Source organism: Chryseobacterium oleae (genome assembly GCF_900115055.1).
Taxonomy (GTDB): Bacteria; Bacteroidota; Bacteroidia; order Flavobacteriales; family Weeksellaceae; genus Chryseobacterium; species Chryseobacterium oleae.
In genome coordinates, this window is sequence record NZ_FOVD01000001.1 from 897,700 (window position 1) to 913,247 (window position 15,548).

Annotated in this window: 13 protein-coding genes; 9 read left to right on the forward strand and 4 right to left on the reverse strand. The window is 39.0% G+C overall.

What is annotated here, in order from left to right; genetic code table 11:
- Window positions 1-85: 85 nt before the first annotated feature.
- Entirely contained in the window at window positions 86-616 is a 531-nt protein-coding gene (locus tag BM143_RS03970) for a HugZ family pyridoxamine 5'-phosphate oxidase (RefSeq protein ID WP_034728986.1), read from the reverse strand.
- A gap of 166 nt (window positions 617-782) precedes the next feature.
- Between BM143_RS03970 and ahcY the strand changes: the two genes are divergently transcribed.
- The 3 genes from ahcY to BM143_RS03985 all read left to right on the forward strand — a co-directional run bounded on the left by ahcY (window position 783) and on the right by BM143_RS03985 (window position 5,040).
- Window positions 783-2,096, forward strand: a complete 1,314-nt coding sequence (ahcY, locus tag BM143_RS03975; RefSeq protein WP_034728983.1) for an adenosylhomocysteinase — start codon at window positions 783-785, stop codon at window positions 2,094-2,096.
- 433 nt (window positions 2,097-2,529) lie between these two features.
- Window positions 2,530-2,922, forward strand: coding sequence for an inner membrane protein YiaA (yiaA, locus tag BM143_RS03980; RefSeq protein ID WP_034728978.1), 393 nt, complete (start codon window positions 2,530-2,532; stop codon window positions 2,920-2,922).
- Between the two features lie 450 nt (window positions 2,923-3,372).
- Complete coding sequence (locus tag BM143_RS03985) at window positions 3,373-5,040, forward strand: BspA family leucine-rich repeat surface protein (RefSeq protein ID WP_090023187.1); 1,668 nt, start codon at window positions 3,373-3,375, stop codon at window positions 5,038-5,040.
- Between the two features lie 110 nt (window positions 5,041-5,150).
- On the opposite strand, the gene BM143_RS03990 is transcribed toward BM143_RS03985, so the two are convergent.
- From BM143_RS03990 to BM143_RS04000, 3 genes are all read right to left on the reverse strand, one after another.
- Window positions 5,151-7,829, reverse strand: a complete 2,679-nt coding sequence (locus tag BM143_RS03990) for a T9SS-dependent M36 family metallopeptidase (protein WP_090023189.1) — start codon at window positions 7,827-7,829, stop codon at window positions 5,151-5,153.
- 189 nt (window positions 7,830-8,018) lie between these two features.
- A complete protein-coding gene (purE, locus tag BM143_RS03995) occupies window positions 8,019-8,522 on the reverse strand; it encodes a 5-(carboxyamino)imidazole ribonucleotide mutase (protein WP_090023191.1) in 504 nt (167 codons plus the stop codon).
- A 61-nt stretch (window positions 8,523-8,583) separates the two neighbouring features.
- The gene (locus tag BM143_RS04000) at window positions 8,584-9,414 is read right to left on the reverse strand and encodes an AraC family transcriptional regulator (protein WP_167375238.1); all 831 of its coding nucleotides are present in this window, start codon (window positions 9,412-9,414) and stop codon (window positions 8,584-8,586) included.
- Between the two features lie 87 nt (window positions 9,415-9,501).
- Here BM143_RS04000 and BM143_RS04005 point away from each other — a divergent pair, with 87 nt between their 5' ends.
- The 6 genes from BM143_RS04005 (at window position 9,502) to BM143_RS04025 (ending at window position 15,472) form a co-directional block, all read left to right on the forward strand.
- A complete protein-coding gene (locus BM143_RS04005) occupies window positions 9,502-10,512 on the forward strand; it encodes a zinc-dependent alcohol dehydrogenase family protein (RefSeq protein WP_090023195.1) in 1,011 nt (336 codons plus the stop codon).
- Entirely contained in the window at window positions 10,502-10,690 is a 189-nt protein-coding gene (locus BM143_RS23705; RefSeq protein WP_139221980.1) for a hypothetical protein, read from the forward strand. The genes BM143_RS04005 and BM143_RS23705 overlap by 11 nt, the downstream gene beginning before the upstream one ends.
- 71 nt (window positions 10,691-10,761) lie before the next feature.
- Entirely contained in the window at window positions 10,762-11,670 is a 909-nt protein-coding gene (locus BM143_RS04010; protein WP_090023197.1) for a DMT family transporter, read from the forward strand.
- Window positions 11,671-11,974: 304 nt separating this feature from the next.
- Window positions 11,975-12,673, forward strand: a complete 699-nt coding sequence (locus BM143_RS04015) for a hypothetical protein (RefSeq protein WP_090023199.1) — start codon at window positions 11,975-11,977, stop codon at window positions 12,671-12,673.
- Between the two features lie 100 nt (window positions 12,674-12,773).
- Window positions 12,774-13,340, forward strand: coding sequence for a hypothetical protein (locus tag BM143_RS04020; protein WP_090023878.1), 567 nt, complete (start codon window positions 12,774-12,776; stop codon window positions 13,338-13,340).
- An 8-nt stretch (window positions 13,341-13,348) separates the two neighbouring features.
- Complete coding sequence (locus tag BM143_RS04025) at window positions 13,349-15,472, forward strand: cation:proton antiporter (RefSeq protein WP_090023201.1); 2,124 nt, start codon at window positions 13,349-13,351, stop codon at window positions 15,470-15,472.
- The last annotated feature ends 76 nt before the right edge of the window (window positions 15,473-15,548 follow it).

The window sequence follows — 15,548 nt, forward strand, 5'->3', positions numbered from 1 at the left end:
TGCAATCAGGATCATTTAAAACGAACCTTCTTATTTAATCTGTATAAACTTCCATCCTCCTACTTCCCTCTCCCTTTCTTATTGATTATTTAGACTGATGGTTCACATCATTTCTATGCTCAAGAATCTCAAGATTTTCATCTACAAAATAAGCACTTCCGAATCCATTCACATAAGAACCTTTTACCGGCTGTAAAGCGATCAGAATGAAATCCTGCATTTCAGCAATAACATCCACCACTTTTCCGTGTGTTTCTTTCAATTTGGTTACAACTGTGTTCCAGATTTCAGAATCTCTTTCAATCTGTGAAGTTGCTGCTTCTATTGTTAAACGCTCACGTGCATAGATCTGTTTGGTCGCAGATTCATCTTCAATGAACATAACAGAGGTTTTTCTTCCATCAGCAAGGTTTTTGGTATGTTTAGCCATGAAAGAAACCAGAATATATAAAGTATTGTCTACCTGTACAAAAGGTGCGTAGCTTGAATTCGGAGTTCCTTCCGCATCTACCGTAGCCAAAATCACACTTTTGGTACGTTCTATCAGTTCTTTTACTTTTGGAGCTACCGGTTTTGCTTTTCTGTTAGCTTCTTCCTGGGTATTGGTATGATTCATAGTATAAAATTTTATCTGACAAAAGTAGTTATTTAGATTAAGACTAAATAATTTTTATCCATGTATAATCTCATTAAAGCCAACTTGATCTGCCGTTTTTTTATCTAAATTATTAATTGTAATTTTGCGTTTCGTTATCAACTGAATTTAAATTTATTCATTACATATGAGTACTACAACACAATACGTTCCTTACAAAGTGAAGGACATATCCCTAGCAGAATGGGGAAGAAAAGAAATTACCCTTGCAGAAGCAGAAATGCCAGGTTTGATGTCGATCCGTGAAGAATACGGACCGTCTCAGCCATTAAAAGGGGCAAGAATTGCCGGATGTCTTCACATGACGATCCAAACGGCTGTGCTTATCGAGACTTTGGTAGCTTTAGGAGCTGAAGTTACATGGTCTTCTTGTAATATTTTCTCTACACAGGATCACGCTGCTGCTGCTATTGCTGCTGCAGGAATTCCGGTTTATGCCTGGAAAGGTCTGAACGAGGAAGAATTTGACTGGTGTATTGAGCAGACTTTATTCTTTGGAGAAGACAGAAAACCATTAAACATGATCCTTGATGATGGTGGAGATTTAACGAACATGGTTTTCGATAAATACCCTGAATTCACAAAAGATATCAAAGGACTTTCTGAAGAAACCACTACTGGTGTACACAGACTGTACGAAAGAATGAAGAACGGAACTTTAGTAATGCCTGCTATCAACGTAAACGATTCAGTAACTAAATCTAAGTTCGACAACAAATACGGATGTAAAGAATCTGCAGTAGATGCTGTAAGAAGAGCTACAGACCTTATGCTTGCAGGAAAAAGAGTGGTAGTTTGCGGATACGGAGACGTAGGTAAAGGTACTGCTGCATCTTTCAGAGGAGCTGGTTCTATCGTTACCGTTACTGAAATTGACCCGATCTGTGCGCTTCAGGCTGCAATGGACGGTTATGAAGTAAAAAGACTGGATACTGTTGTAGACAACGCAGATATCGTAATCACAACTACCGGTAACTTCAACATTGTAAGAGGAGAGCATTTCCTTAAAATGAAAGACAAAGCGGTTGTTTGTAACATTGGTCACTTCGATAATGAAATCGATATGGCTTGGTTAAACAAAAACTACGGTCAGACGAAATCTGAAGTGAAGCCACAGGTAGATATCTACACGATTGAAGGTAAGGAAGTAATCATCCTTGCTGAAGGTAGACTGGTTAACCTTGGATGTGCTACAGGACACCCAAGTTTCGTAATGTCTAACTCTTTCTCTAACCAGACCCTGGCTCAGATCGAACTTTGGACAAACTCTGCTGCTTACGGAAACGAAGTATATATGCTTCCTAAGCATTTGGATGAAAAAGTAGCTGCTTTACACCTTAAAAAATTAAGCGTTGAACTGGAAACTCTTTCTCCGGAACAGGCTGAATACATCGGTGTAGACGCAAAAGGGCCATTCAAGCCTGAATACTACAGATACTAAGATTTTTAAATCATATATAATAAAAGGCTTTTCAGATTTCTGGAAAGTCTTTTTCTTTTTGTGGCCGGTTCAGCATATTCCTTGCCCATTTTTTCAGGAGCTGTTTCCCGCTATCCGCTCATACTCCTCGCCCCAAAGCCTGACCATCGCTGCTGTGGGGTAACCGCTGCTATCGGGGCTAGGGAAAAGATTTAGAATTTTGAATGATGAGTTATAAATTATGAGTTATGAGTTTTGGATCATTATCCTTACCGGTATTCAATAGGAGCGGACTTTAGTCCGCTTTTACTATAAGACAAAATCACCAGGCTTTAGCCAAAACTTAAAGCCAATTAAGATATCCCTTCCGGGTTTTTCCCATATTTCCCTTTTGGCAGATCTATATTTATAAAAAATGAATATATTAGCCCTCTCAAATAAAAACAGAAAATACATGAAAAAACAAAGAGTATCAAATGCATTCGTAGCCGCGTCTTGGGTAGCATTGGGAGCAGGAATGATAGGTTTTATTGTAGGCCTTGCCAGAGCTGAAATGCTATTGAATGAAAAAGGATATTATTTCACCATCCTTTTGTATGGTCTTTTTGCCGTAGTTTCTCTGCAGAAAGCGGTTCGTGACAGGCTTGAGAATATTCCGGTAACGGATATTTATTACGGAATCTGTTGGTTTGCAACCCTTTCTTCCATCGTATTGCTGGCTATAGGACTTTGGAATGCCACTATACTTCCGAGTGAAAAAGGATTCTATGCATTTGCATTTCTCCTCGCTCTTTTCGGAGCTATTTCGGTTCAGAAAAATACAAGGGACAATATGGCCCAGGAATAAAACTAACATAAAAACGCTCCGATATCCGGAGCGTTTTTTGATTCATCTACAATACAACCGTTATATTGGATCAATTTCAAAACTTAGGTAAGTAATAATGTTTTTTTAACGCTAAGTTTCATTTTGGTAACGTTGGATTTTGAGGAAAGCAAAGATTTCGACTACGTCGCTGATGAAGCGTATGGATAAAACGCCCGCTTAGTCGAATCAATGAAATTGATTCCTTCTTTGCTCAACTTATATTATACAGCATTAGCATTAGACTTTGCGTGAGAAAAAGAGGGCTATTTTTTTTGTAATCTTCCTTTTATATAAATAGGATCCTTCTTTTCTTTTCGTGGTCAAAAAAAGCTTATCCGTTTCCTAAGTTTTGAAAGTAATTCCCTATAATTCAACAAAAAGTATACTTTTATTTATTTTTTATATATTTATTTCCCAAAATATTGACATATGATTAATAAAACTATACTTTTTGTTGTATTCATTGTATTCTTTCAATTCATCAAAGCTCAGGACGAATTTATCACCATCTGGAAACCAAGTCAGCAGCTTTCTTTTCCGTTCACCATAGATGCTCCTTCACAACCGGGAGCTCACCAGATCTGGTTTCCCGGCATTGGAGAACATTACAACATTGAGTGGGAAGAAATCAATTATCCTCAGCACAGCGGTATATTGTCTGATGTCACCTCTACAAAACAGGTTCTCATCGATTTTGGAACTCCATTGAATCCGAATGCCGGAGATGCCACTTACAGGGTAAAAGTAAGCAATGGCAGTGGTACCTTCAGACAAATACAGTTCGGAGTAGACGGGCTTTATTCCGGAAGTATCGATAAAATTGCTGACATCCAGCAATGGGGGAATATTAAATGGCAGTCTATGAACAATGCCTTTTCAGACTGCAGATTTTTACAGCTTTCTGCCTCCGACTCTCCGGATCTGGACCATGTTACAGATGCATCTTATATGTTCTACAGCGTTATAGACTTTAAAGGAAATGTGTCTATGGCCAACTGGAATACTTCTAAGATAAAAAACTTTGAATTTATGTTCGGTATTCCTCCCGGATCATTTGCAACCGATACATTCAATGCTCCAGTAGGATCCTGGAATACTTCTTCAGCAGAAAATTTCCGCTGTTTATTCTTTGGCAGAAATTCATTTAACCAAAACCTCAATAGCTGGAATACTTCAAATGTAACCAATCTTACCGCGATGTTTGGGTACACAAAAAATTTCAACCAGCCTTTAAGCAACTGGGATACATCAAAGGTAATCACCATGAATCTTATGTTTCAGGAAAATAAAATCTTTAATCAAAACCTCAACAGCTGGAATACCTCAAAGGTGACGGACATGAGCTTCATGTTTTCCGGGACAGATGCTTTTAACCAGCCACTGGATAACTGGAATACTGCTCTGGTAACCAATATGAGCTTTATGTTTCATTTCAACCCTAATTTTAATCAGCCGCTCAATACCTGGAATACCTCCAGTGTGACAGACATGTCCCATATGTTTCATGACTGTGTAGCTTTCAACCAGCCTCTTGATGCATGGAACACAGGCACGGTATCCAATCTGAGCACCGTCTTTGCAGGTGCTACAGGCTTTAACCAAAGTCTGGAAAGCTGGAATATCCCTCTCCTTACTATTGCCAATTCCGCTTTAACCAATTCCGGAATAGACTGTACGAATTACAGCAGAACCCTCACTGCATGGGCAGAAAACCCCAATACTGCCAATAATGTCAATCTGGGATCTGTAGCTCCACTCACCTATTCCTCTGATGTTGCGGGTAAAAGAAATATCCTGATTAGTAAAGGCTGGATCTTTTCCGATGATATGGTGGGAGAATGCCGTACACTTTCGGTATCAGATTCTGGTACAAAAGAAAGTGGTTTTATATATCCCAACCCTACACATGATGTAATTTTTATAAAAAACATACCTGATATAAAATCTTATATCCTGTTGGATGCTTCGGGTAGAATGGCAGGCAAGAATATATTAACAGGTAATTCGGTCAACATTCAATCTCTGGAACCTGGAATTTATATTCTGCAGCTCATATCCAAGGAAAAAATACATGCATTTAAATTCATTAAGAGATAAAATAGCTCCGGCCTCATCTTCGATGAGGCCGGAGCTTCTAATAAACTTTCCTAAAACAATTTTAGACTTTACATACAAGTCTTACATATGGCCTAGACCAGTTTATTGGTCTATTTTCTTACAATAATTTTTTCTGTACGATCTATTCCCAGACCATCTACTTTTACAACATATACTCCATCTGCAAGATCTGATATATTCACACGTGACTTTTCGGATAAGCTTACTTTATCTTCTTTAACCAGTTTTCCGGAAACATCATATATTTTTACAAATCCTGACCCTTTCGCATTGGCTTCAATGAAAATTTCATTTTTAGCAGGATTCGGATATATGGATACATTATTTTTTGATTTTATTCCATCCTCTGTCAAAGTAGATTTAGCAGTGGTATTACATTCTGCAGGAACCGTAAAGTCTTCTACCTGATCATTCAGATCTGGAGCAGGTTGATCAGCACCTGACCAATAACCATTTAATTTTCCTGACTTTGCATTCACTCCCAACCCTCGCTTTGCAAACGTTTTCCAGATCATACACTTATCTGCTCCTCCTGTTTTAGCCAGATCAGCAGCCAGAATGGCATTTCTTCCCTGTACAAAAGTAGGATTACACGGCTGCAGTTTCAAAGCATCCATTACAAGCTGCAGTGCTTTCGATGATCCACTGCTGGTGTTACTCATATCATTATTGAAACCATATTTCTCCACATATTTCCAATGCAGATCCCACAACATGGTAGCCCATACAAATCCTATTGAATGTACATTTGCTACTGTTATAGGATTTTTAAACACATCTGAGCTATTAACTTTCATCCCATTGGTTTTTCCGTAAGTATAATTATTAATAGAAAAATCCGGTGAATATTTCGCAGGTCTTATTCCTCCACCCGCTGTCTCCTGTCCTGAAGCAAATGTCCCCATACCTCTTGGAATAGTTGCATTATCTGTAGGTTTCATGGTAAGCATTAAAGCAAAAAAATCAGCCCATCCTTCTCCCATTTGCTCATTATCTGTAGGAAATGATAAACATGACGAACCAGTCCCGGTAAGTCTGTTACTAATACCATGTCCATATTCATGGGCAATAATACCGTTATCCAAAGACGCGTCCAGATAAACAAAGGTAGACGGATCACGTTTTAAGGTAATGTTCACATTGACATTCTGATCAAGCTTATTTTTCAGAGTCACTCCATCACCGTTCTGAACAAGAACCGATGGGATATTGACCGAAGCATCAGGAGCTCCGAATGATCCAAATGCAGAAGCAGGTATATTGTAAAACACTACTGCTTTTGCTCCTGCTGTCTGCGCATTTTTCACTTTAACGGCAAGATCACAGGTTCCTCTTTCAATCAGGGCAATTTTTCCTGAAAGATTTGTATTGGTTAAAGCAGTACATCCATCCAGCGGGCTGGCAACTTTTAAATCACCGCTCATCCCGGTCACCGACAATTGAGGCCCCATTCCTTCCCTGGCATAGCGAACATTAGGCTTTAAAGTAGTTAAATCTGAAGGAGCACTGATGCTAAATCCGCTATTAATCACTTTAGGATCAAATAGATACATCTGCATCCTTGGAGCACTTCCGTCTGCAGGAGAACTAAAATTGGCATTATTAAAGCTAGGCTTAGCAGCAGTACTTCCGTCACGTGCTTCAGCCAGTACCGCATCATTACCGGATCCTCCTTTGCCAAAATTACTAACCTGAAAATTTCTGGCAGACTCTGTAAAGCCATATTTATAAAAGATATCATGCATCATATTGTTCGTATAGAACAAATTCGTGATGGCTGCTGAAGTATAAGTGGTAGGCACTTGATTGACATCTAAAGGGAAATCAAAATTTCTTGTACTCCCACCATTAGCTACGGCTCCTACCGTATTGGTATTATTTGTGTCAGTATAAGCGTATACATTATTACCTCTTGAAGTGGTATAAGAAGTAGTCCCGTTAGAGTGCCATCCCTGAGGAGAAGCTGTTAGATCCCATGGGTTTGAAACTATTGACCGGGATCCGAATGACGGTGCTTCTACCGGTAAAGCAAAAACATTGTAGCTGGCATTGGAGGGAGGTGCCAATACGAGATTTTGTTTTTTAGGCAACATCGGATACGCTACCGTTTTCTGTCCATACTCTGCATCATCGTGGCTTTTGAACAGATCATCATGAAAAGTTTCAGAGATCGTTTTATTTTCTATATGTAAAACTTTAGCCGTGTGAGCATCGACAATAACTTCCATCATATTGGAAGTTTCAGCCTCGTCAAAGACAAACTGGTACGCCAGATGCATCTGATCTTCTGATAAAAAATAAAATAATTTAGAATGTACCGGAGGAGTATCCTCTGAAGATTCTTTTTTGTCGGCACTGCCAAATCGATAGATTTCCGGAGTTTTCAGTTTTGAAGTTTCAGCAAAAGATTGAAATGCTTTTTCCGGACTCAAACCCGGTCTGCCATCAGGCACACCCGAACTCTTCAAATGATCAGCAAATCCCATGGAGGAGTAAGTAATCTTATTGTCTTTAATAAGAAGCGTAGATATTTTATTGTATACCGGCACTCCGTTGATCTTCTGCTGTACCACCACCACATCACCTTTCAGTGAAGCAGAGGGGTCAACATTGAGAATTTCAAAATCTTTAAGCTCATTAGCCATAGATCTGAGACTCCTATCATCATTCAGATATTTTTTAATTGTTTCCTCATGATTCTGAGCCAATGACAGGGCAAACCCACAGCTTGCCACAGCCACCAATAACTTTTGTAATTTTTTGTTCATCTTTTTTATATTTTTTTAAATATCAACGTGATAAAGATAAAAAAATATTCAAAAGATTATCATATTTTCAATAAATAAAGCTAAAGATTAAACAATTAATTAAATTTAACAGTATTTTATATAAATAGCACAAAAATGAATTAAAAAAAATAACCAAATAGACTTTAAATACTAAAAATAATAAACAGACTATTTATCGTAATGATTCGGATGATGATTTTTAATATCATCCACTGTTCCCAGCACCTTATCTTTCAGAGAATCCTGATACTTCTGAAGGTTTTCTGCCACAGCATCATTGGAGCTTCCCAGAATCTTTACCGCCAAAATCCCCGCATTCAGTGCTCCGTTTAAAGCCACCGTTGCCACAGGAATTCCACCCGGCATCTGAAGGATAGACAGTACGGAATCCCAGCCATCAATAGAATTGCTTGACAAAATCGGAACTCCGATTACAGGTAAAGTCGTGCAGCTCGCTACCATTCCCGGAAGGTGTGCGGCTCCTCCCGCTCCTGCGATGATCACTTTCAAGCCTCTTTCTTTCGCCGTTTTAGCGTAGTCAAACATTCTTTCCGGTGTTCTGTGTGCCGAAACTACCGTCAATTCATATGGAATATTGAGGCTTTTCAAAAAATTAGCAGCCTGTTCCATGATCGGCAGATCGCTCTGGCTGCCCATAATAATTCCTACCATCTTCAAATTTTATTAGATCTTCAAAGATAAAGAATAAAAGTCTTTTTTTAAAATCGCAGGTCTATTCATTCCTGAATGCAGAAGGTGATGTTCCTTTCAGTTTTTTGAAAAATCGGTTCAGATGGCTTTTATCCGTAAATCCGAATTCATCTGCTATTTCACTGATTCGCATATCACTGTATTTTAAACGGTTTTCAATAAGCCCCATCTTATATTGGGCGGCATATTCATTTAAAGTTTTTCCCGTATTACTCTTAAAATAGCGTCCAACATAGGTTTTAGAAATCCCGAACATACTGCTGATATGCTCCCCTGTCAGTTTTTTAGGATCGTAAATATGTCCGTGTACATACTGGATCATATCTGCTGCCTTATGATCGGTTATTTCATTTACCTTTACAATATCTTCTTTCATCAGATTCTGCGCAACACTTGTAAGAACGCTCTGCACTAAAAGTTGAATCATTTCACCAGTGTACAGATTCTTACTTTTCATTTCAATCATCAGGTTTTCCATCAGATTTTTAATCATCTTTTCATTGTCTTCCTCTTTGATCACAGATCCCTGGAAAGTATGATTGGAGAACGTCTGTTCAAGCCGCTTCAGGAAAGTCGCTGCCATATGTTTGCTCTGCAGGAATACTTTATTGAATCTTATAAAAAACAGCTGAGTCTTTGTTGTAAAAGTAAAATGGTGTGAATCTTCCGGGACAAGCAGAAAAAGATTTCCGGACTGGTAAGGAAATTCGTTCCCGTTAATATTTTGTGTTCCCGTCCCTGAAACAATATAAACCAGTTCAAAAAAACTAACGCTGTGACCGCCTCTTGGACAGACATCCATTGGTTCTTTCAAATCGAGTTCAAACGGTTGGTGAATAAAATCCTTTTTCATGACAATATTATACCCTTTTATCATGTAAAAATACAACATTTCAAGACTCCAAAGTACAGAACTTTGTATGATCAAAAAAAGAAAACAATGAAATCAGACCGCAACACAACAATGAAAGCACTTATCACAGAAGAATTCGGAAAACCCTTTATCATGAAGGATATTGACCTGCCAAAACCAAAAGAACATCAGGTTTTAATTAAAATAAAAGCTGCCGGACTGAATCCTTTAGACCTTAAAATAAAAAACGGTCAGGCTGCTCACGCTCAAGTGAAACTTCCAGCAGTTTTGGGAATCGACATGTCAGGAATTGTCGTAGAAACAGGGAAAAACGTCAATGATTTCAAAGTGGGTGACGAAGTTTTCGGAATGGTAGGCGGTATCGGTAATCATCAGGGAACTTTAGCAGAGTACATTACGGCTGATGCTGACCATATCAGTTTAAAACCTAAAAACATCTCATTTCAGGAAGCCGCTGCCATACCTTTGATATTCATTACTGCCTGGGAAGCTCTTGTAGACCAGATCAACATCCAACCCGACCAAACAGTCTTGATTCATGGAGGAGCCGGAGGTGTAGGCCATATAGCAGTGCAGATCGCTGTGGCAAAAGGAGCAAAAGTGTACACAACCGTACAATCAGGAAGTTCGGAACAGATCCGAAAATATGGCGCGGAACCTATTGACTACACCGTTTTATCCGTTGATCAGTATGTACTGCAATATACCAACGGGCCAGGCTTTGATGCGGTTGTTGACACAGTTGGAGGTAATGTGCTGGATGATTCTTTTCGTGCTGTAAAACAATATACGGGACATGTGGTAAGCATTCTCGGATGGGGTACACACAGCCTCGCTCCTCTCTCCTTCCGCAATGCAAAATATTCCGGAGTTTTCACCCTCTATCCTCTTTTATCAGGAGAACTAAAAAGACACCACGGTGATATTTTAAAAGAAGCGGCCCTTCTTCTGGAAACCGGAAAAGTAAAAATTAAGCTGCATCCCCAATCCTATTCATTGGAACAGGCAGATACTGCCTACTCATTGTTGGAAAGCGGAAAAGCATCAGGAAAAATAGTGATCTGTTGTGAAAAGTAAGGAAGAAGGAGGATGGAAGATGGAAGTTCTGGAGCGCAAAAAAGACAACTATGCCTCATTCTATTTTCAATTACTTTATAAGAACTGTAATCATCAAATGACCATCAGTAACTTCCAGCCTCCCTATTCCCTCTTCCCTCTTCCCTCTCCCATCCCAATTCCCATCTGTATCAGCTAAAATCATACAAACTGTACCCATCCGGTTCATTTCAGAACAGGTATATTTGTCTGTTATACGATACATTCACCTTGAAAGATTACAAACTTCTTTTTGCCGTTCTCACCGTTGCCATTGTCTGGGGAACTACATTTTTAGCGATACGTGTTGCTGTGGAAACTATTCCGGCATGGTTCGTTGCGGGAATCCGTCAGTTTCTGGCTGCATTAATTATGCTTTTTGTTCTTCTTTCAAGAAAAGAGTTTAAATGGATAGGCTGGAAAAATTTAGGCTATCAGATTGTCTTTGCTTCTCTTATGTTAATTGTAGCGAATGGAATGACCACAGTAGCTGAAGAAACCGTATCCAGCAGTCTGGCTTCACTCATCAGTGCCTGTTCTCCGATTCTGGTATTCCTGGGAAGTCTGGCGGTAGGTCTTCAAAAGTTCAGTTTCAGAGCGCTGGCCGGTGTTCTTCTGTGTTTCAGCGGGATTCTCTTTATTTTCTGGGACGGCATACAGGATCTGGCCAATCCTGAGTACAGAATGGGAATGATCTTTCTTTTCTGTGCCATTGCAGGATGGGCTTCAGGAACTATTTTCACCAAGAAACTCAATATACAAAGTGGTAATATCACGCTGAACCTCTTTTATCAGTTCCTATTTGCAGGCGTTGTACAGGTTATTTTTGCCTTCCTGTTTTCAGAAAATTATAACTTTGGAAACTGGTCTTTAAAAAGTATTTCAGCAATGATCTATCTGGCTGTTTTCGGTTCTGTTGCAGCATTTTTTGCATTCCATTATGCTTTAACCAAAATATCTCCTGTTCAGGTTTCCATACTTGCTTATGTGAATACTATTATTGCTATATTTTTAGGCTGGCTGATCATGGATGAAAAAATTTCCCTTAAATTTATCCTTGCAGCAGCCATGATTATTTGTGGTGTTTTTATTATTAATTATAAACCGGAAATGTTTAGAAGACAGAAGGTGGAATTGTAAAATTCAACAGTGATTATTTTCAACCACAAAAGTCTCAAAAGTTTTTTTAACACTTTAGTTAATCAAAGTTGACAATAAAAACCACATAAAAGAACACATAAGCTTTCCAAAAATCTAAGATTTTTATATTAACAAAACAGTAGAAAATATTCTTAATCATCTGTGTCTCTCTGTGAAATCCGTGGTCAATAAATAATTAGAACAAAAGTTTTTAAACACTTTAGTTAAATACAACTTAAGTAGTTTTAAAAATCTTCCCGCTTACTTTTATATTCCCTATCTTGGCTCCACCAACACTGATCACATGCCAAACCAATTATTCACCATTTCTTTACTATTGTCACCGCTGTTTTATTTTGCACAGCAGACTGAACTCAGAGAAAATGTAAAACTGAAAAGTTTTAATTACGACGTCTATCTCCGGAACAAAAAAGACCAGTCTACATCCAAAGAATTGTACATCATTCCAAATAAAGGGGATACTATCAAGGGAAATGCATTGGTGAAAAATGCCGCCAGTGAAGAAACTCACCGTGGATTTTACAGAATAAATGATACCGAAATTCATTTTATAGACATCGATCTTAAATCCAACAAGATCAATCAAAAAATATATAGCCCGAACAAAAAAGGAAATCTTAAACTCATCAAAGAAAACCTTAATCTGAGCACTTACCCGAATGACCTTCCGCCCAAGTTTAAAGACAACAAACCTCCGCATCCGGAATTTGAAGGTGGAGAAACAGCGTTGTATCAATGGGTAGAAAAAAACATCTATCCTGTTTTGGATCAGAAATACAAAAAGAAAGACAGTGGAAATGCTGTTATGGTACTGGATATAGATCCTAAAGGGTCTGCTTCTTTTGTAGAAATCAGAAACCTCATTATGGCAGAAAATATAAAGACTAAACTTATCGAAATTATTAAAAAATCACCGGCGTGGAAAACGAAGGTCAATGGTTTTGAGGTGTCCGGAATTGTTTTTATCCCTATTGAATACTGATAATTTCAGTGTAAATTTTTCTGCATTGAAGCCAATATAGGCCTTGGGATTTTATATTTTCCGTATTTTTTCTTATATTGTTTACACCAACATCTACAATATGCTAAAAAACACATTTTTCATCCTTTTTGTCGGTTCTTTTCTAATGATCAGCTGTGATTATAAGGAAAAAGAAAAAAGCCTCACGGAAAGAGAAAAGCAATTACTTGAAAAAGAAAAAATATTCGCTAAAAAAGAATCCGAATACCAGGCCCTTATCAAAATGAGAGACAGCATTTTTTCAAAGAAAGATTCTGTCGTAATTGCTGCATGGCCTTCGGATATTTCCGGCCCCTGGAATGGAAAGGTAATCTGCACCGAATCCAACTGCAGTGATTATGCGGTAGGTGATCAACGAACCGACACCTGGGAATTTGACAGCGACTCTACCCAACTGGTGACCAAAATCGTAAACAATAACAATCTTGTAAGGCTGTACTCCGGAAAGTATGAGAACAACGAAATCAGGCTTTCATTCAAAACCGATTCCACCGCTAAAAAAAGTGTAGAGATGAACGTCCTTCTCAATGACATCTCTGCCAATAAAATTAAAGGAACCAGAACCGTGACCGCCGACAATGGCTGTACCGCGAGATTTTCTGTCGAATTAGTACGTTCCACCAAATAAAAACACCTATGATTTTACTGAGTATACATAATCTGAGTTTTCCTATAGAAGATCCGGTATTAAAATTCCTGTTGGTACTGGTCATCATCCTTGCCGCTCCCCTGCTTTTAAACAAAATTAAAGTCCCACATCTTTTGGGGCTGATCATCGCCGGTGCCGTGATAGGACCAAACGGATTCAATGTACTTGCCAGAGACAGCAGCATTGTGGTGACGGGAACTACAGGGCTTCTCTACATCATGTTCCTGGCCGGATTAGAGATTGATATGGGCGATTTTAAAAAGAATAAATGGAAGAGTCTCACTTTCGGAATTTATACATTCGCTGTACCTTTCGTTCTGGGATATCTCGGAGGGTATTATCTCCTTCATTTTTCCATATTAACGTCTATCCTTTTTGCCAGTCTTTTTTCTTCGCATACCCTCATCGCTTATCCTTTGGTCAGCAAGTTGGGCATTGCAAAAAACAAGGCGGTCAATATTACAGTCGGTGGAACGATGATCACCGATATTCTTGCCCTTTTGGTACTTGCCGTGATCGTGGGAATGTCCCAAGGTGATGTAGGCACGGAATTCTGGGTAAAACTTTCCGTTTCCTTTATTGTATTTGCCCTGATTGTACTGATCATATTTCCCATTATCGGAAGGTGGTTCTTCAAAAGGGTGGATGATAAAATTTCGCAATACATTTTTGTTCTGGTGATGATTTATCTGGCCGCTATGCTGGCTGAACTTGCCGGTGTAGAAGCCATTATCGGAGCATTCTTTGCCGGACTGGCTTTAAACAGGCTGATTCCGCATACCTCATCCCTGATGAACCGGGTGGAATTTGTAGGAAATGCCATCTTCATCCCGTTCTTCCTGATCAGTGTAGGAATGCTGATCGACTTTAAGGTTTTCTTTAAAAGCTGGGAAACACTTGAAGTAGCCGGAATTATGCTCGTTGCCTCCATCGGAGGGAAATATGTTTCTGCAGTCATGACGCAAAAGACCTTCAGACTTTCCAAAGAGGAAGGAAAACTGATTTTCGGGTTGAGTTCCGCTTCTGCAGCTGCAACATTAGCATCGGTTATGGTAGGATACAACATCATCCTCTCCGAAACTGAAACCGGCGAACCGGTAAGACTATTGAATGAACACGTCCTGAACGGGAGCATTCTGCTGATCCTTATTTCCTGTACGATTTCTTCCTTTATATCAATGGCAAGTGCGCAAAAAATTGCAGAAAGCGACAATGAGGATACGGTTTCCGGCGACAGTCATGAAGAAGAAAATATCCTGCTGGCAATCAATCACGAGGAAACGGTAGACAGAATGGTGAATCTGGGAATCCTGATCAAAGCCCATTCAAATACGGAAAACCTCTTTGCTTTAAATGTGATTAATGAAGATAAAAATGAATCTTCGGTGAAAAATGCGGAAAAACTTCTTCATCAGGCCGCAGATGCCGCTTCTGCAGCAGATGTGAAGATGCAGACGCTTAAGAGATACGACAACGACGTGATCAATGGGGTTAAAAATGTAATCAAAGAACAGAATATCACAGATCTTATCATCGGACTTGAGGATGAGAAAGGCTTCTCCCCTTCTTTCGTGTATAATCTGTACAACGGATATTTACAGAATGATGATGTGAATGTACTCGTTTATCATGCAGCGCAGCCACTTTCAACGATTAAGAAATATGCCGTGATGATTCCGGAAAACGCTCATAAGGAAGCCGGATTTTTCCATGCCCTTCTGAGAGTATGGAATGTCGCCAGAAACTCCGGTGCGACAGTCGTTTTTTATGCTCCGGAAAACATTCTTGATATTCTTCAGAAAATCGTTAAAAAGGCCAATATAGAAGCGGAATTCATCATTATGAGTACGTGGCAGGATGGTGAAAAAACCGCAGCAAAGCTTAAAGAAGATGAAGCACTTATTGTTCTGATGGCTAAACGCGGTATGCAGTCGTATGTTCCGAGGATGAGACTTATTCCTGAATTGCTGAACCGACATTTAAGCAATAACAATTACCTTCTGATCTTCCCATTCTCTGAATTTGACGAAAATAGTCCGGAGATCCGTTCTGTGGGGAACCATGATGATTTTATGGAGATCGGAAATGTGATTCAGAAGATATTTAAATAAGGAAGGAAGTCTGAAGCTCTAAGAGGGAAGTTAATGAAGTTCAAAAGAAGAATTTCAGTTTCTTAAACATTGATAT